The sequence below is a fragment of the Pseudomonas sp. NFACC14 genome (assembly GCF_900106885.1).
GTDB classification, from domain to species: Bacteria; Pseudomonadota; Gammaproteobacteria; order Pseudomonadales; family Pseudomonadaceae; genus Aquipseudomonas; species Aquipseudomonas fluorescens_AA.
The window spans coordinates 161,631-181,069 of the sequence record NZ_FNOA01000004.1 but is presented as its reverse complement, the minus strand read 5'-3'; the positions used below and the strand labels follow the sequence as shown (position 1 = coordinate 181,069).

Genomic DNA, 19,439 nt, shown 5'->3' with positions numbered 1-19,439 from the left:
AATCCTTCTACTGATGCACGGCGAGCTGGTAGGCCGTGTATTTACGAATGTTGATCACGCCGGTGTCGAAAATCAGGTATTGGCCCTTGATCCCCAGCAGCGTGCCTTCGGCGATCGGGTTCTTGTCCAGGTTGAAGCTGACGATCTTGGCCGGGTACTGCTCCACCGGGTAACGAATCTCGATGGGCTCGACGTCCGCTATGGTCTGGATCGCTTGCAGGCCGAATCGTTCCTGCAAGCCTTGCAAACCCTGGGCGCAGCTTTCGAACAACGCGTCGCGGATCGCCGGCAGGTCCACCGCTGTCGCGTCGCCCTTGAGCAAGGCGCGCCAGTTGGTCTTGTCCGCCACATGGCTGCGGAACAGGTCCTCGACGAACCCTGACTGCTGGCGGGTGGCGACCCGCAGGATCGGCAGCGCCTGGCTGGCGCCCTGGTCCAGCCAGCGGGTCGGCAATTGCGTGGCGCGGGTAATGCCGACCTTCACGCCCGAGGAGTTGGCCAGGTAGACCACATGATCGGTCATGCAGAATTGCTCGCCCCAGGCCGGGTCACGGCAGGTGCCCGCGTCGAAATGGCAACGCTCCGGGCTCATGATGCACAGGTCGCACTGGGCCAGCTTGGTCATGCAAGGGTAGCAATACCCCTGGCTGAAGCTGGTCTTGGTCCGGCGTCCGCAATGGGTGCAGTGGATCGCACCGAGGTACTCCAGGCGGATCGTGCTGCCGATCAACGGGTTGACCGGCACCTCGACCTCGTCCAGGCGAAAGGCGTATTGAACGGTCGGCCCGTCAAGGCGGGCCGACATCTTGCTGATTGCACCACGGCCAATCTCGATCAATGGATGGCATCCGACTTGAACAGGATATTGGGCACTTCGATCGACTTCGACTGGCATTCCTGCGGGCCCATGTAGCCAGTGCGCTCGTCTTCGGGCAGGTTCTGGACTTCCCAGGCGATCATGGCCTGCAGCGACAACTCGCGCTGCTCGGCAGTGAGCTTGTTGCCATCGGCCCATTTACCGATTTCCACGGCCAGTTTCAGGCTCTTGTAGATATCGGGGGTGATGTTTTTGATCATTTCGTTGAAGGAAGACATGGGTTCTCCGCGCAATCGCGCATTCTCAAAAGGCACAGGCGCCGGTCAAAGGGCCATTTTACGGCGAGCGAACAGCCCGCCCAACAAGCCCGTGAAGCATCCGACGAGCAGCCCGCCGACGTGGGCGGCATTGGCGATTTCACCGAAGCCGATCAGCGAAACCAACCCGGACAGGCACAGCAGCAACCACACCAGCATCATCACCAGCACCCCACGGGGCAGGTGATAGGCCGGGTTCGGTGCGAGCAGTTGGTAGATCCAGCAATGGCCCAGCAGGCCGTACAGCACGCCGGACAACCCGCCGAACAGCGTCGGCCCGCTGAAAAAGTACTGGGCGAAATTGGAGACGAGGCTGAACAACAGCGTCAGCCCCAACAGGTTGATACCGCCCTGGCGCGCTTCGATCCGCCGCCCCAGTTCCCAATACCACATGCCATTCATGGCGATGTGCAGGAAGCCGAAGTGAATCAGCATCGGCGTTACCAGGCGCCACCACTGCCCCGCCGCCAGGCTATCGCCCAACGGCGTGAACTGGATGTAATCGCCAACGACGCGAAACTCGAGGAAGGTCAGCCAGCGTAGCGTCGCAAGATTCTCCCCCAGCAGGGTGACCGCGCTGACGATCAGGCTCAGCAACAACACCACGGCCGTCATTGGACTGCGCGTCAGTTGCTGGACGAACCCGGCTCGCCGGGAAGTGCCCCCCGTGTCGGGCAGCTCCAACAGCTGTTCGGGATCGCCAGCAGGAAAACGGGCGTACAAGGCACGCACGTCCTCGCTGATTTCATCCGGCACCCAGAGCACCTGCTCGCCCGCCTCTTCGCTGACGCGATGGGGCACCTGCATGCGTTGCAGCAGCTTGACGAAGCCGCTCAGGTCCACTGCCAGGGGCAGGCGCAGAACCGCGACGGCACTCATTTCATCTCCTCCGGCCGCTCGACATCGACCCAGACGAACTTGTGCGGATCCAGGCGGGTTTCCTGGTCGAGGCGATAGGCGACCAGCTTGCCGTAGAGCACCGCGCTGTAATCCAGGCAGGCCAGGTTCGGGCGGATCGGCGCGGGTTTGCCGCTGCGCCAATAGTGACCGACGAACAACAGCGGCTCTTCGACGCCATAGCGCAGCAGGTTGTTTTTTTCATCCGGCGACAGCGGCGTGCGGGCCACCGGTTCCGGCAAGGCGTCGGGCTGGAATACGATGTCGCCGTAGGTCTGCGGGTTGTCTTCCCAGAACTTGGTGCGGAAAAACGAACGGGTCAGGCCATCGCCACCCGTCAGCGTCAGGCCATGGGGCAGGCGCATGTCCGTGCCGCGCAGCAAGCGATCGAACACCGTGCAGGCAAAACTGCCCGGTTGCGCCGAGGCCTGGAGGAAATGCTCGTCGACACAACCGTCCGGGAACAGGCCCCGCAGCGGTTCGATCAGGCCGGCATCCCAACAGGCGTGCACCACCCGGAAGCGGCCGGCGTCGACAAACAGTGGCAGCTCATAGAACCATTCGAGAAAGTCATGCCAGTCGCCGGGATGCTGCTCGAACTGGGTCAGCGTCTCGTTGAGCAGGCGGGCATGGCGCGGCGTGTGTTCGCGCACGTAGCGCTGGCCGCTGCCCGGCAATGCCGGTGTGCTCCAGCCCAGGGCGTTGAACTCGTGGTTGCCCATGATGCACAGCGCTTGGCCGGCCATGACCATGTCATGGACGATGTGCAGCGCCTCGCGGATCCGCGGGCCACGGTCGATGATGTCCCCCAGGAACACGGCCATGCGCGACGGATGCCGCCAGACCCCGCCCTGCTTGTGGTAACCGAGTCGGTCCAGCAGGTGTTCCAGGGTCAGGGCGCATCCGTGCACGTCACCGATCAAATCGTAACTGCGCGCAGGATCGAGCATCAGTCGCCTCCACCCCCCAACCGACTGCCCCAACCAAGCTTGGTCCGGCAGACTTCGTAGTAATTGTGATCCAGCGGGTGGATCAGGCGCAGCTTCTGCGCTTTTTTGCTGACGGTGATGGTGTCCCCCGGCGCGCAGGTGAAATGGTTCTGGCCGTCACAGGACACTTGCGGGTAGATCTGCATATCCTTGGACACGACGATTTTCAGCTCACTGTTGCCATCGACCACGATCGGTCGCCCAGACAAGGTATGGGGGTACATGGGCACAATCACAATAGCGTCGAGCTTGGGATGCATGATCGGCCCGCCGGCCGACAGCGCATAGGCGGTGGAGCCGGTGGGGGTGGCGACGATCAGGCCGTCGGCTTTCTGGCTGCAGACGAACTGGCCGTCGATGTACAGCTCGAACTCGATCATCCGCGTGGATTTGCCGGGGTGCAGCACCACGTCGTTGAGGGCGTCGCCCTGGCCGATGGCCTCGGCGTGACGGCGGACCTCGGCCTGCAGCAGGAAGCGGTTTTCCACCAGGTAGTGGCCGTCCAGCACCTCGGCGACCTTGATCTCCAACTCATCGGGGCGGATATCGGTAAGGAACCCCAGGCTGCCGCGGTTGATCCCCAGCACCGGGATATTGTGCCGCGCCAGGGCCCGGGCGGCCCCCAGCAGGCTGCCGTCGCCGCCGACCACGATCACCATGTCACAGACTTCGCCGAGCATCTTGCGCGACGACGTCTGCAAGCCATGGCCCGGCAGGACTTCGGCGATGGTATCTTCGAGGATCACATGCAGGTGCCGCTCCAGGAGGAAACGTTTGAGACGGCGAACGGTGTCCAACACCTGCGAACTGCCCAGGCGACCGATGATGCCGATATTGCGAAATTGCTCCATGAGGCTCCTGCGAGGGTCTGCGGCGGGCGAAAAACACGATTATGGGCGAAAGCGCGCCGTAGACAAAATCCTTTAAGCCTTCAGCGCAACGGCTATGCTCGCAAGATGATCCTGTTCCCTGAATTGCTGGACTTGCCCCGACGCCTGCACCATCCCGAAGTGCGCGACCTCGCGTGGGCGATCATCGCCCCGCCGATGCTCATCGACACGCCCTGGCCCCAGCGCCACCCCCTGACGGGCAGTGATTGGGTGCAGGAGCCAGGCCGACTGGAACACTGGCTGCGGCAACTGGACCGCGACAGCTATCCATTGCTGCACTGCCTGTCCCAAGGGCGAACGCGCCGCCTGGGCCTGTATTACGAAAGGCTGTGGCAATTCGCCGTGCAGCATGCCCCGGGCATCGAATTGATCGCCGCGAACCTGCCGATCCGGCGCGAAGGCCATACCCTGGGCGAACTGGACCTGTTGCTGCGTGATCGCGACGGCATCCACCACCTGGAACTGGCCATCAAGTTGTACCTCGGCCCCCAGCACGGAAACGGACTGGACGCCGCGCAATGGCTGGGCCCGGGTTGCCATGACCGGCTCGACCGCAAGCTGGCGCATCTGCGCGAACACCAACTGCCGATCTCGGCCCGCCCGGAAAGCCGCGAGGCCCTGGCGGCACTGGGCATCGAGCCCTCGGGCCTCGAGCTGTTTCGCTCCGAGCTCTGGCTGGGCGGGTATTTGCTCTACCCCTGGCCGGGCCAGGCCGAACCACCGGCCGGTGCCCATCCCAGGCATTTGCGCGGGCGCTGGCTGCATCAACGGGACTGGCCTGCGTTCATCGCCCAACGTCCGCCGGGTCGCTGGCAACCCCTGCCCCGCGCCGCCTGGCTGGCCCCGGCGCATTATCCGGCCGAGCAAACCTGGAGCACCGCGCAGCTGGAGGCCTGGCGAATAGCCCTGGACCCCATGGCGCCGGCACAGTTGATGGTGCGCCTGAGCGAAAACGCCGAGGGTGAGTGGGAAGAAGCCGAGCGGGTGTTCCTGGTGGCGGATCGTTGGCCGGATGTGCCGGGTGGTAGCTGAGCCTTGCGCTGCCTGTCAGGGCCTCATCGCGAGCAAGCTCGCTCCCACATTGGAAAGCACCTTTCTGCATAAGTGAGTTCCCGCATTGGAATGCGCGCCCTTGTGGGAGCGAGCTTGCTCGCGATGAAGCCAACTCGGTTCTAGAAGGACAACCGCACAGCCAACGCCGCCAACGTCACCAGCAGCACCGGCACGGTCAGCACAATCCCGACCTTGAAGTAATACCCCCAGCCGATCCGGATGTTCTTGCGCGCCAGCACATGCAGCCACAGCAACGTCGCCAGGCTACCAATCGGCGTGATTTTCGGGCCCAGGTCGCTGCCGATGACGTTGGCGTAGATCATCGCCTCCTTCACCGCCCCGGTGGCCTGGCTGGCATCGATGGACAAGGCGCCGATCAGCACCGTCGGCAAATTGTTCATGGCCGACGAGAGCAGCGCCGTCAGCACACCGGTGCCCATGGCCGCGCCCCACACGCCATATTCGGCGAAACCGTCGAGCCAATGGGCCAGGTAACCGGTCAGCCCGGCGTTGCGCAGGCCATAGACCACCAAGTACATGCCGAGGGAAAAGATCACGATCTGCCAGGGCGCTTCCTTCATTGCCTTGCGGGTGGAGATCTTGTGGCCGTGGGCCGCGACCGCCAGCAGCAACGCAGCACAGACCGCCGAGATCGCACTGATGGGAATCCCCAGGGGCTCCAGGGCAAAACAGCCCAGCAGCAGGATCACCAGCACCGCCCAGCCGGCATAGAACGTCGCCTTGTCGTGGATCGCTGTCGCCGGATCGTCCAGTTGATCGGGGTCATAGTCGCGCGGAATGTCGCGGCGAAAGAACCACAGCAGGATGGCCAGGCTGGCCGCCACGCTCACCAGGTTCACCGGCACCATGACCGCCGCGTAGCGGTTGAAACCAATGCCGAAGAAGTCCGCCGAGACGATGTTCACCAGGTTCGATACCACCAGCGGCAGGCTCGCGCTGTCGGCAATGAAACCGGCGCCCATCACGAACGCCAGGGTCGCCGCCGGGGAAAACCGCAGTGCCAGCAGCATCGAAATCACGATAGGGGTCAGGATCAGCGCCGCCCCGTCATTGGCAAACAACGCCGACACCAGCGCCCCCAGCAACACCATGAAGGCAAATAGCTTGCGCCCACTGCCTCGGCCCCAGCGAGCCACATGCAAGGCCGCCCAGGCGAAGAACCCCGCCTCGTCCAGCAGCAGGCTGATGATAATCAGCGCGACGAACGTCCCGGTGGCGTTCCAGATGATCTGCCAGACCAGCGGGATATCGCTGATCTGCACCACCCCGCTCAACAACGCCAGCAGCGCGCCGAGCGTCGCGCTCCAACCGACACCGAGCCCCTTGGGCTGCCAGATCACCAACGTAATGGTCAGCAGGAAAATCAACGACGCAATGAGCATGCGCAACAGCCTTGAAAAAGGGAGGGAAAGAAGGACTCAGCAGCAACGCGCCACCGGACGATCAGGCATGGCGTTCAAGCGCTGCACGTCCGCTGTCAGCCACGCGGAGCTGGCCGCCAACGCCTGCTCCAGCATCATACTGACCCAGGCCGGTAACTGCGGGTGCTGGCGGTAATAAACCCACTGCCCTTGGCGTCGGTCGCTGAGCAGCCCAGCGTTGCGCAACTGCGCCAGGTGCCGAGAGATCTTCGGCTGGCTCAGGCCCAGCGCGGCGGTGAGTTCACAGACACACAACTCGCCTTCACGGGCCACCAGCAACGCAATGCGCGTACGGGTGTCATCGGCCAGGGCCTTGAAGACATCGACGGGATTGGGGGAATCGGGCATGGCGTGGGCAAGCCTGGGATGAGCGAATGGCGAATATATGGATATTCGAATATCCAGTAAAGCGGGGATTTGGATTTGCCAGATGCGTTTGCAGATGTACATGCACTTGTGGCGAGGGGATTTATTCCCGCTGGGGCGCGAAGCGCCCCCATTCAAATTGTCTGGCACACCAGGGTGTTGGGTTTGGGGCCGCTTCGCAGCCCAACGGGGATAAATCCCCTCGCCACAGAGGTGCTTTGCTTGAAGTTCCAGTGGCCGTCAAGCCTTCTTATGCTGCTCGACCCACTTGCCATAGGCATCGATGAATTTCTGCAAGAATGGCCTGACGGACTCCGACAGGTTGCCCGCCTCGTCGAACGCCGTCCCGGCGTTACTCAGGTAGCCTTCCGGCTGCTGCATGCAGGGCACGTCAAGGAACACCAGGGACTGGCGCAAATGATGATTGGCGCCGAAACCGCCAATGGCACCCGGCGAAGCGCTGATCACCGCGCCCGGTTTGCCACTCAGGCAACTCTGGCCGTAGGGACGCGACCCCACATCGATGGCATTTTTCAACGGCGCCGGCACCGAACGGTTGTACTCCGGCGTGACGAACAACAAGGCATCGGCCCCGCCTACCTGCTGGCGGAAAGTGCTGTAGGCTGCCGGAGGGGACACATCGATGTCTTCGTTGTAGAGCGGCAACTCGCCAATCTCGATGATATTCAGCTTGAGGTTGGCTGGCGCCAGGTCAGCCAGTGCCAGCGCGACCTTGCGGTTGATCGATGCCTTGCGCAGGCTGCCCACCAAAACGGCCACTGTGTAGACATTACTCATGAGAGGCTTCTCGACTGTCGGCTCAAAGGAGCCTGTAGTTATAGATGATCGGGGTGACAATTGGACCAGTGGAGCGACAAAAACCGGCCGGCTGGACTATTTTTTTCATGTAGGAAAACTTACCGCGCTTGACCAGGGTCTACAGAACCGCAAATCGAGTGATTTATTTCCAGAGGTTCTAAGCAATGGCAGCAGTACTTGTCGGACAATTTCATGCGCGGGACGCCGAAGGTCGCGTCTACTCGGTGCATGAGTTTCAGGAATCGACCCCGTCGCCCGACGGAAATGGCAAGGAGCCTGTCACTACCTATAAATTGGCTATCGGGGATCGAGTCAACAAGCTCGACGATGGCAGATTTATTCTCGTGCAATCTCAAATCGAATTGACGCGCGAACCGGAAACGCCACTGTCCACTCAAACGCCCGCTGAAACGCAAATAGCTTCATAACCGTTGGTTATGAGCAGAAGTCATGCCCGGACTTGGGTTAGGATTCAGCCAATCAATGGCTCACCCGCCGAACATGGACTTCTTGCATGCGTTTACGCCACATCGAAGTGATCCAGGCGCTGCTGCAGACCGGCCACCTCGGCACGGCGGCCGAATGGCTGCAACTGCCGGTGGCGGAGGTCGAGGCGATACTGCGCGACGCCGAGGCCCAATTGGGTTTCATGCTGTTCGCCAGCGTGCGCGGTCGTTTGCAGGCGACCCGGGAAACCCTTGAATTGCGTGACGGTATCACGCGGGTGTACGACACCCTCGAACCGGTGCAGCGCCTGGCCAGCAGCCTGAAACACCATCAGGCAGCGCCCTTGCGCATTATCTGCACGCCGCCGCTGGCCCAGCGCTTGTTGCCCCAGAGCATCGCCGCCTTGCGTCGTCGCCATCCGGATGCGCCGTGCACCCTCCTCAGCCGACCGACCCGCGATATCGTCCACAGCCTGCTGTTGCGTGAAAGTGACTTGGGCCTGAGCCTGCACGACCCGGAACATCCCGACATCCATTGCCGGATGATCGCCCAGGGCAAACTGCAATTGCTCGCGCCCCACGGCTGGCTGCAACCCCGTCAAAAATATATTTCGCTTCAGGACTTGGCGGGCCAGCCGTTGGTGGGCCTGGATGGCCACGACCCGCTGAGCCCTGCATTCGAGCACAAACTGGCGGCGCTGCGTCCGGCGCCCATGATCCAGCTCCGCGTCCAGACCCATCAGATGATGCGCGCCATGGTCGAGGCCGGCGAAGGCCTGGCCATCGTCGACCCGTTCACCGCCTCGGGCGCCAAGGACGGCGGCCTCGACGTCTGCCCGGTATCGCCCGCCATCGCGATTGGCCTCTATGCCTTGAGCCTCAACGGCGCCCCCTCTTCACCCGCCCTTCAATCGCTGCTGGAACGAATTACGGAACAAGCCGAGGCGTTGCTGAGCCACTGATCGACATGCCCAGTGGGTCGTCGAACAGCCGGTACCAGAACAGCGCGACTTCGGCGGTATGCCGGTCAATGCCGCGATAGCGCAGGTGATCGATACCACCCAGCACGTAACCGCAACGCTCATAGAGCCGGCAGGCGCCCAGGTTGTTGTTCTGGGTCTCGAGCATGATGCCCGGCAGTTTTTTCTTGCGGCTCCAGAACTGGGCGACATCGAGCAACGCCTTGGCCACCCCGTGGCGACGGGCCGGGGCGTGTACCGCCAGCTCGTCGATGTGGGCATAGCCGTTCCAGTTGGTACTGACCACCAGGTGCCCGACGGGCTGGTCATCGAGGTAGGCCATGAAGATCTCGCTGTCCGGGGCATCGCGGAAGCTGCTGAACTCCTCGGGATCGATGCCATAGCACTTGCGATAGGGAACGATGGGCGTCACCGCCCATTGGCTGACGGGACGGCCGATCTGCGCCGTCGCGTAGTCGCTGACTTCAAAGCTGAAATCGCTGCCCCAGATGTAGGCCGCAAAGCCATCATCGACAATGCGCACCGACAGCCCGGGGTGCTTGGGGTTCATGACCGGTTGCATACTGGGGAAGGTCCTCATTCCTTGAAGCACCCAACGGCGTGGTGCCATCCATTGCCCTTGTCTTTCAAATCATCACACATCAAGCGGGATCCGTACCGTAGCCTGCCCGTTACCTCAGGGTAGAAGGTCGTGGCGATTGTGGCGAGAAATGAACAATGGGTGTCCCTGCGCAAACGAGCTTGTTCGCGATGACGGTAGTCCAGCCTCCATCAATGCTGGATGTGCCGCCGCCATCGCGAGCAAGCTCGCTCCCACAGGGTTTCATCAGTGCGTGGCGGCCTGTGCCTCGGCCAACTGTGTCCACAATGCCGGAGCACCCGCGGACTTGGCGATGGCTTCCAGACGCGCGGCATGCTCGGCCAGGTCGCTTTCGCTGGCGCGAATGATCCGCGATGGCTGGCGGTCGGCGGGCAAACGGCGAATTTCCGTGGCCTGGTTGCCGGAGCCTTCGCCGGTACCGTTGCCGTCCGAGGCGTTGCCGGCCAGGGACAGGCTGGTCTGGCCGCCGGTCATGGCCAGGTAGACGTCGGCCAGGATCTCGGAGTCGAGCAAGGCGCCGTGCAGTTCACGGCCGGAGTTGTCGACACCGTAGCGCTTGCACAAGGCGTCGAGGCTGTTGCGCTGCCCCGGATGCCGTTCCCGGGCCATCATCAGGGTGTCGAGGATGGTGCAATGCTGGGTGATGTCGGCCCGCTCGTGCTGCCCCATCAGGGCGAATTCGTTGTTGATGAACCCCACGTCGAACGCCGCGTTGTGGATGATCAACTGCGCGCCCTGGATGAATTCGAAGAACTCATCGGCCACTTCGGCAAAACGCGGCTTGCCCACCAGGAATTCGTTGGTGATGCCGTGGACGCCGATAGCGCCCTCGTCACTTTCACGGTCCGGTTGCAGGTAAACGTGGAAATGGCGACCGGTCAGGCGCCGGCCGATCAGCTCGACACAACCGATTTCAATAATCCGGTGACCATCGGTCACCGGCATGCCGGTGGTTTCGGTATCCAGTACTACAGATCTGTTGGCCATCAGTGTTCAGCTCTCAACGGGCAGTCTTGCAAAAGCGCGGATATTAACACGCGCCCTATTTTGTAGGAGCTGCCGAAGGCTGCGATCTTTTGATCTTCATCTTCTCTCTGGACTCAACTGTCTGAGACAAGATCGCAGCCTCGCTTCGCTCGGCAGCTCCTACAGGGGGAGGCCTTCAGGCCTGCTTGTAGCCCCGCACCTCATCCACCCCACGGTTGGCCAACTGGTCGGCCCGTTCGTTGCCGTGGTGGCCGATGTGGCCACGGACCCATTTCCAGGTGACGTTATGGCGGTTGACCTGCTCATCCAGCAGCTTCCAGAGGTCGGCGTTTTTCACCGGTTCCTTCGCCGCCGTCTTCCAGCCGCGCTTCTTCCAGTTGGCCATCCACTCGTTGATGCCTTTCATCACGTATTGCGAGTCGGTCACCAGCAGTACATCGCAAGGCCGCTTGAGCTCTTCCAGGCCTCGGATGGCGCCCATCAGCTCCATGCGATTGTTGGTGGTATTGGCTTCGCCGCCCCAGAGTTCCTTCTCCACGCCCTTGCACACCAGCAACGCGCCCCAGCCGCCCGGGCCGGGGTTGCCCTTGCAGGCGCCATCAGTGAAGAGTTCTACGCTATCGCTCATGCCAATCTATCCAGAAAAAATGCAAAGACCAGCCGACCAGGCGGGTTGATGCCTGTCGTCGAAAGGCCGGCCAGGCCTGCTAAAAAGGGTTATGGCTCGATGTGACGACGATTGACCTTGGCCATTGGCAAGGGAATCAGCTTGCCCATCGGCTCGCGTCGCGCCTGACGCACCGGGCGCAGCCCGACCGCGATCTTGCGCGCCACCAGCAGGTAGAAACCGCCGCCGGACAGCTGCCAGTCGCCGGCCTTGCGCTCCCAACCGGCCAGGCGAGCCTGCCACTTGGGTGACGCAAGCGGCGGACGATAGCACCCGAAGCGGCGTTTCTCCAGCGCGAAGCCCAGCAGGTTGAGCCAGTCGCCGACCCTCGACGCCGAGATGCAGCGGGCCTGGCGCAAGGCGTCGTGGGCAAACACATGACGCAACCCCCAGGTGCTCCAGGGGTTGATACCGATGATCAACAGATGCCCGCCGGGGCGTACGCTGCTGGCGGCTTCACGCAGCAAGCCGTGGGGCGACAGGCAGAAATCCAGGCCGTGCTGCATGACCACCACGTCGGCGGCATGTTCGCTCAGCGGCCAGGCCTGCTCCTCGCAGACGATTTCCACCCCGGGCAACGGCGCCCCCAGGCGTACGTTGCGCTGGACCTGCGGTGCCGACGGCGGCGTTTGCGCCGAAGGCCCGTAGTGCACCAGATAGCCGCCAAAGAACCGGCCCAACTCGTCTTCGAGCATGCGCCGTTCCTCTTCCAGCAAAAATTGCCCGACAGGGCCGGACAGCCATTCACGGGCGGCGCTGATCAACGCCAGCCAGTCAGGATCAGCCTGAGCGAACGCTTCATCGGTCATTGCATTCTCCAACGCGTCAGGAAGTTCTAAGATGCGCCTTTGTTTTCCGCTTGGCGAATTCCGCGATGATACAGATCAGTGCCCTGCCCGCGTTCACCGATAACTACATCTGGTTGTTACAGGATCACTCCACCCAGCGCTGCGCCGTGGTCGACCCGGGTGATGCCGCGCCAGTACAGGCCTGGCTCGACGCCCATCCGGGCTGGGTCCTGAGCGACATCCTGATCACCCACCATCACCATGATCATGTCGGCGGCGTCCAGGCGCTGAAGAATGCGACGAACGCCACCGTCTACGGCCCGGCCAGCGAAAACATCCCGGCACGGGACCAGGCCCTGCATGACAACGACCAGGTCAACGTGCTCGGCTGGGACTTCGATGTCTACGCGGTGCCTGGCCATACACTGGGGCACATCGCCTACTACCACCATGGCCTGCTCTTTTGTGGCGACACCCTGTTCGCCGCCGGTTGCGGTCGACTTTTCGAAGGCACGCCCGCGCAGATGCACCATTCCCTGGGTCGCCTCGCCGCCTTGCCTGAAGACACGCTGGTCTACTGCACTCATGAATACACCCTCAGCAACCTGAAGTTCGCTGCCGCCGTGGAGCCGGGCAACCCGGACATCGCCGCCCGCCTGGAAAAAGTCACCCGCCAACGCAACGAAGGCATCATGACGCTGCCCTCGACCCTGGCCCTGGAAAAACTCACCAACCCGTTCCTGCGCACGACTGAAACATCCGTTAAACAAAAAGCAGACGAACGGAACGGCCAGCGAAACCAGACGCCGAGTGAGGTTTTTGCGGCCTTGAGGGCTTGGAAAGATAAGTTCTAAGGCAGCTATCGATTGATACAAAAATTCTGAAAGGTTGACCTGTTGGGGTGCGCTTCCTAGAATCGGCCGACATTTTTGCCCGGAACTTACTTCCAGCCAATGTCGTCATCCATACGCAGGTCCGTCCAGTCAGACACATTGACCCGCTTGGCTCAAGCCATCGCGGTGGCTGTGTCCGCCACCCTGGCGGGCTGCCAGAGCACGAGCCAGCTGCCGCAGACCGACGCGGCGCACACCCCGAATATCGCCGCTCGCGCCAAACAGAAGCCGGTATGGCTCACCGAGAAACCCAGCCCCCAAGTGCCCCAGGACATCTGGGAACGCATGCGCCAGGGCTTCCAGCTGCAGGAAACGGCCGGCGTCAACCCGCGTATCGAGCAACAGCGCCTGTGGTTCGCCAGCAACCCTTCCTTCCTGGAAAACGCCGGTGAGCGCGGCAGCCTGTACATCCATTACATCGTCGAACGCCTTGAAGAACGCAACATGCCGCTGGAACTGGCGCTGCTGCCGGTGATCGAGAGCGCCTACAACCCCATGGCCTATTCCCGGGCCAACGCAGTGGGGCTGTGGCAATTCATCCCGTCCACGGGGCGTTACTTCAACCTGCGCCAGACCCGCTTCTATGACGGGCGACGCGACATCACCGCCTCCACCACGGCCGCCATGGACTACCTGACGCGCCTGCATGACATGTTCAACGGCGACTGGTTGCTGGCGCTGGCGGCCTACAACGCCGGTGAGGGCACCGTCAGCCGCGCCATCGAGCGCAACGAGAAGCTTGGCCTGCCCACCGACTACTGGAACCTGCCGCTGCCCAGCGAGACCCAGGCCTATGTGCCGAAGTTGCTGGCGCTGTCCCAGGTGGTGCTCGCGCCCGACGCCTATGGCGTGAACCTCAACCCGATCGCCAACGAACCCTATTTCCAAGTCGTCGAGATCAACCAGCGCATGGACCTGTCCAAGGTCGCGGCGGTGGCCAATATCGACGAAGACGAGCTGTTCCAGCTCAATCCGGCCTTCAAGCAGCGCACCACCATCGACGGCCCCCAGCATTTACTGGTCCCCACCTCCAAGGCGCAGTTGCTGACCGCCAGCCTGTCGACCATGCGTCCGGAAGAGTTGATCAGCCAGCGCGCCCTCAAGCCGGTTTTCGAATCAGCCGACGACAGCGAAGTGGAAGGTGCCAGGCGCACCTACCGCGTCAAGCGCGGCGAAAACCTGGCCCAGATCGCCAAGGCCAACAACGTCCAGACCAAGGACCTGCAACGCTGGAACAAGCTCAGCGGCAACAAACTCAAGGTCGGCCAGACCCTGGTGATGCAGGACGCCAAGGCCAGCAAGGCCACCGGCAAGCGCATCAACACCGTGGTAGCCGCCAACAGCAAGGACCAGAAGAAGCAGACCCAATACAAGGTCAAGCAGGGCGATTCGTTGTACGTCGTCGCCAAGCGCTTCAACGTGGAAATGCAGCACCTCAAGCGCTGGAATCCACGGATGGGCAAGGCACTCAAGCCTGGGCAGATGCTGACGGTGTACTCCCCGCACTGACATGACCGGGGGCTCCCGCTGGGCTGTGTGTAGGTGCTGGTGAAGCCTGCGATCTTTTGATCTTTCGCTTGGGACTCAAGTGTCCGGGGAAAGATCGCAGCCTCGTTGCACTCGACAGCTCCTACACCGCTCCTACAGCCCCCGCCTTTTTCCTGCCGATACAAGCTGTTACTGTACAGGCCATAAAAGCCCAAGCCGCCTGGATCGGATCTCCGACTTGATACGTCCCCTCCTCCTGTTCCTGATCAGCCTGGCCTTGAGCTCTCCCGCCAGCGCAACCATCAGCGAAAGCCATGGCTATGCGCAGTTCGGCACGCTCAAGTACCCGGCCAGATTCACCCACTTCGACTGGGTCAACCCGCAAGCGCCCAAGGGCGGAGTCTTGCGGGTCATGGCATTCGGCACCTTCGATACGCTCAACCCCTACACGTTCAAGGGCAGCAGCCCGGTTTCCACGCCCAATTTCCTGCAATACGGCATCAATGAGCTGAACGAACCGCTGATGGTCGGTACTGGCCAATACGCACCGTCCGGCGATGAACCGACGTCGAGCTATGGCCTGATCGCCCAATCGGTGGAGTACAGCGAAGACCGCAGCTGGGTAGTCTTCAACCTGCGACCCGAAGCGCGCTTCCACGATGGTGTGCCCATCACCGCCTATGACGTGGCATTCTCCTACAGGACCCTGCTCAAGGATGGCCACCCGCAATACCGCACCAACCTGCAGGAAGTGCTGCGGGTCGACATTCTCAACCCGCTGAAAATCCGCTTCGTCTTCAAGCGCGCGGGCAATCCCTTGCTGATCCTGCGCCTGGGTGAGCTGCCGGTGTTGCCCCAACATTACTGGAAAGGCCGCGACTTCAAGGCGACGACCTTCGAACCGCCCCTGGGCAGCGGGCCATATCGCATCACCAAAGTGCAGCCAGGCCGCCAACTGGTGTTCGAACGGGTCAAGGACTACTGGGGCAAGGACCTGCCGGTCAATCGCGGCAAATACAACTACGACCGCATGGACGTGGAGTTCTATCGTGACAGCGAAGTCGCCTTCGAAGCCTTCAAGGCCGGCGAGTTCGACATCTACATCGAACACCAGGCCAAGAACTGGGCCAACGGCTACGACTTTCCGGCAGTCAACCGGGGCGATGTGATCAAGGCGCAGATACCCCACCAGATCCCGACCCAGACCCAGGGCCTGTTCATGAACACCCGGCGCGGCACATTCGCCGACGTCAAGGTGCGCGAAGCCCTGGGGCTGATGTTCGATTTCGAGTGGACCAACCGCACCCTGTTCAGCGGCGCCTACAAGCGCACCCTCAGCTATTACCCCAACAGCGAATTCTCCGCCACCGGCCTGCCGGTGGGTCATGAATGGCTGCTGCTCAAGCCGTACCGGGATCAATTGCCACCCAAACTGCTCACCGAACCCTTCAGCTTGCCCAAGACCGACGGGCGCGGCATTCCCCGGGAAACCCTGCGCAAGGCATTGGGACTCTTGAAGGAAGCCGGCTGGAATCTCAACGGCCAACGCCTGCTGAACGCTGACCACCAGCCCCTGAGCTTCGAAATCCTGCTGGTGAACCCGAACCTGGAGCGTATCCTGCAACCCTACGTCGAAAACCTTGCCAGCATCGGTGTCCAAGCCCGGCTGCGCACGGTGGACCGCGCCCAATACAAACAGCGCCTGGACCAGTTCGACTTCGACATGATCCTGCTGACCTTGAACCAGACCCTCAGCCCGGGCCTCGAGCAATGGCAGTACTTTCACTCCAGCCAGGTCGGGGTCAAGGGCAGCAAGAACTACGCCGGGATCGCCAACCCGGTGGTCGACCATCTGCTGGAAAAACTGCTCGCCGCCCAGACCCGCGATGAACAGGTCGCCGCCGGCAAGGCCCTGGATCGCGTACTGCTGTGGCAGCATTACTGCATTCCCAACTGGTATCTCAACTATCATCGCCTGGCGTACCGCAACCGGTTCGCCTTCGTCACCACGCCGCCCTATACCCTGGGCCTGAGCGCCTGGTGGCTGAAATCTTCGGAGAAAGATCAATGAAGCCTTTACGTGCCCTGCTCCTGCAGGCCAGCAGCCTGTTATTCGCCGGGCTGGCCTGCGCCGCGCCGCAGCATGCCGTGACCTTGTACAACGAGCCGCCGAAATACCCGGCCAACTTCCAGCACTTCGACTACGTCAACCCGGACGCGCCCAAGGGCGGCATCTTCCGCCAGGGCGGCTTTGGAGGGTTCGACAGCCTCAACCCGTTCATCAGCAAAGGCGTGCCAGCCGATGACATTGGCCTGATCTACGACACCTTGGCCAAGCAGGGCCTGGACGAACCCTTCACCGAATATGGCCTGATCGCCGAAAAAATCGAGAAAGCCCCGGACAATGCCTGGGTGCGCTTCTACCTGCGCCCCGAAGCCCGTTTCAACGATGGCCATCCGGTACGGGCGGAAGACGTGGTCTTCAGCTTCCAGACCCTGACCAAGGACGGCGCACCGATGTTCCGCGGCTACTACAACGACGTCGCCGAAGTCATCGCCGAAGATCCGCTCAAGGTCCTGTTCAAGTTCAAGCACACCCATAACCGCGAGCTGCCGTTGATCCTGGGCCAATTGCCGGTATTGCCGAAGCACTGGTGGGCCGAGCGCGACTTCAACAAGGGCAACCTGGAGATCCCCCTGGGCAGCGGCCCCTACAAGGTCGCCGAAGTGAAGGCCGGCCGCTCGATCCGCTATGAGCGGGTGAAGGACTACTGGGGCAAGGACCTGCCGGTCAATCGCGGGTTCTACAACTTCGACGTGCTGGTCACCGACTACTACCGCGACAACACCGTCGCGGTCGAGGCGTTGAAAGCCGGGCAGTTCGATTACTGGCTGGAAATGACCGCCAAGAACTGGGCCAATGCCTACAACATCCCGGCCGTGACCGAAGGCCGGCTGATCAAGGAACAGATCCCCAACGGCAACCCCACCGGCATGCAGGGCTTTGTCTACAACCTGCGCCGGCCGGTCTTCCAGGATGTGCGAGTACGCAAGGCCTTGAGCCTGCTGCTGGATTTCGAGTGGACCAACAAGCAACTGTTCAACGGCGCCTACGCCCGCACCCGCAGCTATTTCGAGAATTCGGAAATGGCCGCCACCGGCCTGCCCGGCGAAGACGAACTGAAGATTCTCGAGCCCTTGCGCGGCCAGATTCCCGAGCAGGTCTTCAACGAGTCCTTCCAGCCTTCGATGTGCGATGGCAGCGGCATGATCCGCGACCAGCAGCGCAAGGCCTACCAATTGCTGCAAGAAGCCGGCTGGCGCATCGTCGACGACAAGATGGTCGACGCCCAAGGCAAACCGGTGGTGCTGGAGTTCCTGCTGGCCCAGACCGAGTTCGAGCGGATACTGCTGCCCTTCAAGCGCAACCTGAGCGACCTGGGCATCGACCTGGTGATCCGCCGGGTGGACGTGTCCCAGTACATCAACCGCGTGCGCTCCCGGGACTTCGACCTGGTGGTGGGCAGCTTCCCGCAATCCAGCTCGCCGGGTAACGAACAGCGTGAGTTCTGGATGTCCGCCGCCGCCGACAAGCCCGGCAGCCGCAACACCATGGGCCTGAAGGACCCGGCCGTGGACCAACTGGTGGAGCAACTGATCAATGCCGACTCGCGCAAGAGCCTGGTGGCTCACGCCCGGGCATTGGACCGGGTCTTGCAATGGGGCTACTACGTGATTCCCAACTGGCACATCAAGACCTGGCGCGTGGCCTACTGGAACCACATCGGCCATCCGAAAATCACCCCAACCTATGACATCGGCACCACCACCTGGTGGGTCAAGCCGGAGGTCAAGCCGGCCGATGAAGTAGAGAAGCAGGTCATCGAGCAGCAAATCGCCGCCCCTGCGAGCGTGGAGTAACAAGATGCTGGCTTACATTTTTCGGCGACTGCTGCTGATCATCCCGACCCTGTTCGGCATTCTGCTGATCAACTTCGTCATCATCCAGGCCGCGCCCGGCGGGCCGGTGGAACAGATGATCGCCAAGCTCGAAGGGTTCGAGGGCGCCACCAGCCGCATTGCCGGCGGCGGTGCCGAAGTGTCGGTGGCCGGCTCCTCCTACCGCGGGGCCCAGGGCCTGGACCCAGGACTGGTCAAGGAAATCGAACGCATGTACGGCTTCGACAAGTCGGCCCCCGAACGCCTGTGGATCATGATCAAGAACTATGCCCACCTGGACTTCGGCGACAGCTTCTTCCGCGATGCCAAGGTCATCGACCTGATCAAGGAAAAGATGCCGGTGTCCATCTCCCTCGGGCTGTGGAGCACACTGATCATGTACCTGGTGTCGATCCCGCTGGGGATCGCCAAGGCCACGCGGCATGGCAGCCATTTCGATGTGTGGACCAGTTCGGCGATCATCGTCGGCTACGCGATCCCGTCGTTCCTGTTCGCCATCCTGCTGATCGTGGTGTTCGCCGGCGGCAGTTATTTCGACTGGTTCCCGTTGCGCGGGCTGACTTCCAACAACTTCGACGAATTGAGCATGGGCGGCAAGATCCTCGATTACTTCTGGCACCTGGCCTTGCCCGTGACCGCCCTGGTGATCGGCAACTTCGCCACCATGACCCTGCTGACCAAAAACAGCTTCCTCGACGAAATCAACAAGCAATACGTGGTCACCGCCAAGGCCAAGGGCCTGACCCGCCATCGGGTCCTCTACGGCCATGTCTTCCGCAACGCCATGCTGCTGGTGATCGCCGGCTTCCCCTCGGCATTCATCGGGATCTTCTTCACCGGTTCCTTGCTGGTGGAAGTGATCTTTTCCCTCGACGGCCTGGGCCTGATGAGTTTCGAAGCGGCCATCAACCGCGATTACCCGGTGGTGTTCGGCACCCTGTTCATCTTCACCTTGCTGGGGCTGGTGGTGAAACTGATCGGCGATCTGACCTACACCTTTGTCGATCCGCGCATCGACTTCGAAAGCCGGGAGCATTGA

The 19,439-nt window shown here is 62.0% G+C and carries 20 protein-coding genes; 8 read left to right on the top strand and 12 right to left on the bottom strand.

The window, feature by feature from the left end; translation table 11 throughout:
* Positions 1 to 7 precede the first annotated feature (7 nt).
* From BLU85_RS09455 to BLU85_RS09435, 5 genes are read right to left on the bottom strand one after another with little or no spacing between them, the layout of a single operon-like run.
* Positions 8 to 838 carry a DUF2797 domain-containing protein gene (locus BLU85_RS09455; RefSeq protein WP_092198205.1) on the bottom strand — a complete coding sequence of 277 codons (831 nt, stop codon included), beginning with the start codon at positions 836 to 838 and terminating at the stop codon, positions 8 to 10.
* Positions 835 to 1,095: a YeaC family protein gene (locus BLU85_RS09450; RefSeq protein ID WP_092198202.1), complete on the bottom strand. Its 261-nt coding sequence runs from the start codon at positions 1,093 to 1,095 to the stop codon at positions 835 to 837. The genes BLU85_RS09455 and BLU85_RS09450 overlap by 4 nt, the downstream gene beginning before the upstream one ends.
* Before the next feature lie 45 nt (positions 1,096 to 1,140).
* On the bottom strand, positions 1,141 to 2,013 hold the full coding sequence (locus tag BLU85_RS09445) for a rhomboid family intramembrane serine protease (RefSeq protein ID WP_092198199.1): 873 nt from the start codon (positions 2,011 to 2,013) through the stop codon (positions 1,141 to 1,143).
* Positions 2,010 to 2,984, bottom strand: a complete 975-nt coding sequence (locus BLU85_RS09440) for a metallophosphoesterase (RefSeq protein ID WP_170847560.1) — start codon at positions 2,982 to 2,984, stop codon at positions 2,010 to 2,012. The genes BLU85_RS09445 and BLU85_RS09440 overlap by 4 nt, the downstream gene beginning before the upstream one ends.
* Entirely contained in the window at positions 2,981 to 3,871 is an 891-nt protein-coding gene (locus tag BLU85_RS09435; RefSeq protein WP_003180647.1) for an NAD(+) kinase, read from the bottom strand. The genes BLU85_RS09440 and BLU85_RS09435 overlap by 4 nt, the downstream gene beginning before the upstream one ends.
* Positions 3,872 to 3,976: 105 nt before the next feature.
* Here BLU85_RS09435 and BLU85_RS09430 point away from each other — a divergent pair, with 105 nt between their 5' ends.
* On the top strand, positions 3,977 to 4,942 hold the full coding sequence (locus BLU85_RS09430; protein ID WP_092198193.1) for a DUF1853 family protein: 966 nt from the start codon (positions 3,977 to 3,979) through the stop codon (positions 4,940 to 4,942).
* A 140-nt stretch (positions 4,943 to 5,082) separates the two neighbouring features.
* Here BLU85_RS09430 and BLU85_RS09425 read toward each other — a convergent pair whose 3' ends face one another.
* From BLU85_RS09425 to BLU85_RS09415, 3 genes are all read right to left on the bottom strand, one after another.
* A complete protein-coding gene (locus tag BLU85_RS09425) occupies positions 5,083 to 6,366 on the bottom strand; it encodes an arsenic transporter (RefSeq protein ID WP_092198190.1) in 1,284 nt (427 codons plus the stop codon).
* A gap of 36 nt (positions 6,367 to 6,402) precedes the next feature.
* Entirely contained in the window at positions 6,403 to 6,753 is a 351-nt protein-coding gene (locus tag BLU85_RS09420) for a metalloregulator ArsR/SmtB family transcription factor (protein ID WP_092198187.1), read from the bottom strand.
* 258 nt (positions 6,754 to 7,011) lie between these two features.
* A complete protein-coding gene (locus tag BLU85_RS09415) occupies positions 7,012 to 7,569 on the bottom strand; it encodes an NADPH-dependent FMN reductase (protein WP_092198184.1) in 558 nt (185 codons plus the stop codon).
* 185 nt (positions 7,570 to 7,754) lie between these two features.
* Here BLU85_RS09415 and BLU85_RS09410 point away from each other — a divergent pair, with 185 nt between their 5' ends.
* Together BLU85_RS09410 and BLU85_RS09405 are read left to right on the top strand one after the other, a co-directional pair.
* The gene (locus tag BLU85_RS09410; RefSeq protein ID WP_092198181.1) at positions 7,755 to 8,018 is read left to right on the top strand and encodes a hypothetical protein; all 264 of its coding nucleotides are present in this window, start codon (positions 7,755 to 7,757) and stop codon (positions 8,016 to 8,018) included.
* An 86-nt stretch (positions 8,019 to 8,104) separates the two neighbouring features.
* A complete protein-coding gene (locus BLU85_RS09405; protein WP_092198178.1) occupies positions 8,105 to 8,998 on the top strand; it encodes a LysR family transcriptional regulator in 894 nt (297 codons plus the stop codon).
* Here BLU85_RS09405 and BLU85_RS09400 read toward each other — a convergent pair.
* The 4 genes from BLU85_RS09400 to BLU85_RS09385 form a co-directional block, all read right to left on the bottom strand.
* Positions 8,964 to 9,578 carry a GNAT family N-acetyltransferase gene (locus tag BLU85_RS09400; RefSeq protein ID WP_092198175.1) on the bottom strand — a complete coding sequence of 205 codons (615 nt, stop codon included), beginning with the start codon at positions 9,576 to 9,578 and terminating at the stop codon, positions 8,964 to 8,966. The two genes, BLU85_RS09405 and BLU85_RS09400, sit on opposite strands and share 35 nt — an antisense overlap.
* Positions 9,579 to 9,842: 264 nt before the next feature.
* Positions 9,843 to 10,604, bottom strand: coding sequence for a DNA polymerase III subunit epsilon (gene dnaQ / locus BLU85_RS09395; RefSeq protein ID WP_092198172.1), 762 nt, complete (start codon positions 10,602 to 10,604; stop codon positions 9,843 to 9,845).
* 175 nt (positions 10,605 to 10,779) lie between these two features.
* On the bottom strand, positions 10,780 to 11,232 hold the full coding sequence (rnhA, locus tag BLU85_RS09390; protein ID WP_030142629.1) for a ribonuclease HI: 453 nt from the start codon (positions 11,230 to 11,232) through the stop codon (positions 10,780 to 10,782).
* A gap of 89 nt (positions 11,233 to 11,321) precedes the next feature.
* Complete coding sequence (locus tag BLU85_RS09385; RefSeq protein WP_053119806.1) at positions 11,322 to 12,080, bottom strand: class I SAM-dependent methyltransferase; 759 nt, start codon at positions 12,078 to 12,080, stop codon at positions 11,322 to 11,324.
* 65 nt (positions 12,081 to 12,145) lie between these two features.
* Between BLU85_RS09385 and gloB the strand changes: the two genes are divergently transcribed.
* From gloB to BLU85_RS09360, 5 genes are all read left to right on the top strand, one after another.
* Complete coding sequence (gene gloB, locus BLU85_RS09380) at positions 12,146 to 12,913, top strand: hydroxyacylglutathione hydrolase (RefSeq protein WP_092198556.1); 768 nt, start codon at positions 12,146 to 12,148, stop codon at positions 12,911 to 12,913.
* Positions 12,914 to 13,012: 99 nt separating this feature from the next.
* Complete coding sequence (locus BLU85_RS09375) at positions 13,013 to 14,461, top strand: transglycosylase SLT domain-containing protein (protein WP_092198169.1); 1,449 nt, start codon at positions 13,013 to 13,015, stop codon at positions 14,459 to 14,461.
* 217 nt (positions 14,462 to 14,678) lie between these two features.
* Complete coding sequence (locus tag BLU85_RS09370) at positions 14,679 to 16,511, top strand: extracellular solute-binding protein (RefSeq protein ID WP_092198166.1); 1,833 nt, start codon at positions 14,679 to 14,681, stop codon at positions 16,509 to 16,511.
* The gene (locus BLU85_RS09365; protein ID WP_092198163.1) at positions 16,508 to 18,361 is read left to right on the top strand and encodes an extracellular solute-binding protein; all 1,854 of its coding nucleotides are present in this window, start codon (positions 16,508 to 16,510) and stop codon (positions 18,359 to 18,361) included. The genes BLU85_RS09370 and BLU85_RS09365 overlap by 4 nt, the downstream gene beginning before the upstream one ends.
* Before the next feature lie 4 nt (positions 18,362 to 18,365).
* Positions 18,366 to 19,439 (top strand): microcin C ABC transporter permease YejB, encoded by a 1,074-nt coding sequence (locus BLU85_RS09360; RefSeq protein ID WP_092198160.1) that lies wholly within the window; start codon positions 18,366 to 18,368, stop codon positions 19,437 to 19,439.

Excerpts from the sequence above, each read along its gene's own strand:
- BLU85_RS09415 (WP_092198184.1), bottom strand. The coding sequence starts at position 7,569 with ATGAGTAATGTCTACACAGTGGCCGTTTTGGTGGGCAGCCTGCGCAAG.
- BLU85_RS09450 (WP_092198202.1), bottom strand. The coding sequence starts at position 1,095 with ATGTCTTCCTTCAACGAAATGATCAAAAACATCACCCCCGATATCTAC.
- BLU85_RS09425 (WP_092198190.1), bottom strand. The coding sequence starts at position 6,366 with ATGCTCATTGCGTCGTTGATTTTCCTGCTGACCATTACGTTGGTGATC.
- BLU85_RS09430 (WP_092198193.1), top strand. The coding sequence starts at position 3,977 with ATGATCCTGTTCCCTGAATTGCTGGACTTGCCCCGACGCCTGCACCAT.
- BLU85_RS09410 (WP_092198181.1), top strand. The coding sequence starts at position 7,755 with ATGGCAGCAGTACTTGTCGGACAATTTCATGCGCGGGACGCCGAAGGT.
- BLU85_RS09445 (WP_092198199.1), bottom strand. The coding sequence starts at position 2,013 with ATGAGTGCCGTCGCGGTTCTGCGCCTGCCCCTGGCAGTGGACCTGAGC.
- BLU85_RS09375 (WP_092198169.1), top strand. The coding sequence starts at position 13,013 with ATGTCGTCATCCATACGCAGGTCCGTCCAGTCAGACACATTGACCCGC.
- BLU85_RS09435 (WP_003180647.1), bottom strand. The coding sequence starts at position 3,871 with ATGGAGCAATTTCGCAATATCGGCATCATCGGTCGCCTGGGCAGTTCG.
- BLU85_RS09385 (WP_053119806.1), bottom strand. The coding sequence starts at position 12,080 with ATGACCGATGAAGCGTTCGCTCAGGCTGATCCTGACTGGCTGGCGTTG.
- BLU85_RS09365 (WP_092198163.1), top strand. The coding sequence starts at position 16,508 with ATGAAGCCTTTACGTGCCCTGCTCCTGCAGGCCAGCAGCCTGTTATTC.
- BLU85_RS09400 (WP_092198175.1), bottom strand. The coding sequence starts at position 9,578 with ATGCAACCGGTCATGAACCCCAAGCACCCCGGGCTGTCGGTGCGCATT.
- dnaQ (WP_092198172.1), bottom strand. The coding sequence starts at position 10,604 with ATGGCCAACAGATCTGTAGTACTGGATACCGAAACCACCGGCATGCCG.
- BLU85_RS09360 (WP_092198160.1), top strand. The coding sequence starts at position 18,366 with ATGCTGGCTTACATTTTTCGGCGACTGCTGCTGATCATCCCGACCCTG.
- gloB (WP_092198556.1), top strand. The coding sequence starts at position 12,146 with ATGATACAGATCAGTGCCCTGCCCGCGTTCACCGATAACTACATCTGG.
- rnhA (WP_030142629.1), bottom strand. The coding sequence starts at position 11,232 with ATGAGCGATAGCGTAGAACTCTTCACTGATGGCGCCTGCAAGGGCAAC.
- BLU85_RS09420 (WP_092198187.1), bottom strand. The coding sequence starts at position 6,753 with ATGCCCGATTCCCCCAATCCCGTCGATGTCTTCAAGGCCCTGGCCGAT.
- BLU85_RS09405 (WP_092198178.1), top strand. The coding sequence starts at position 8,105 with ATGCGTTTACGCCACATCGAAGTGATCCAGGCGCTGCTGCAGACCGGC.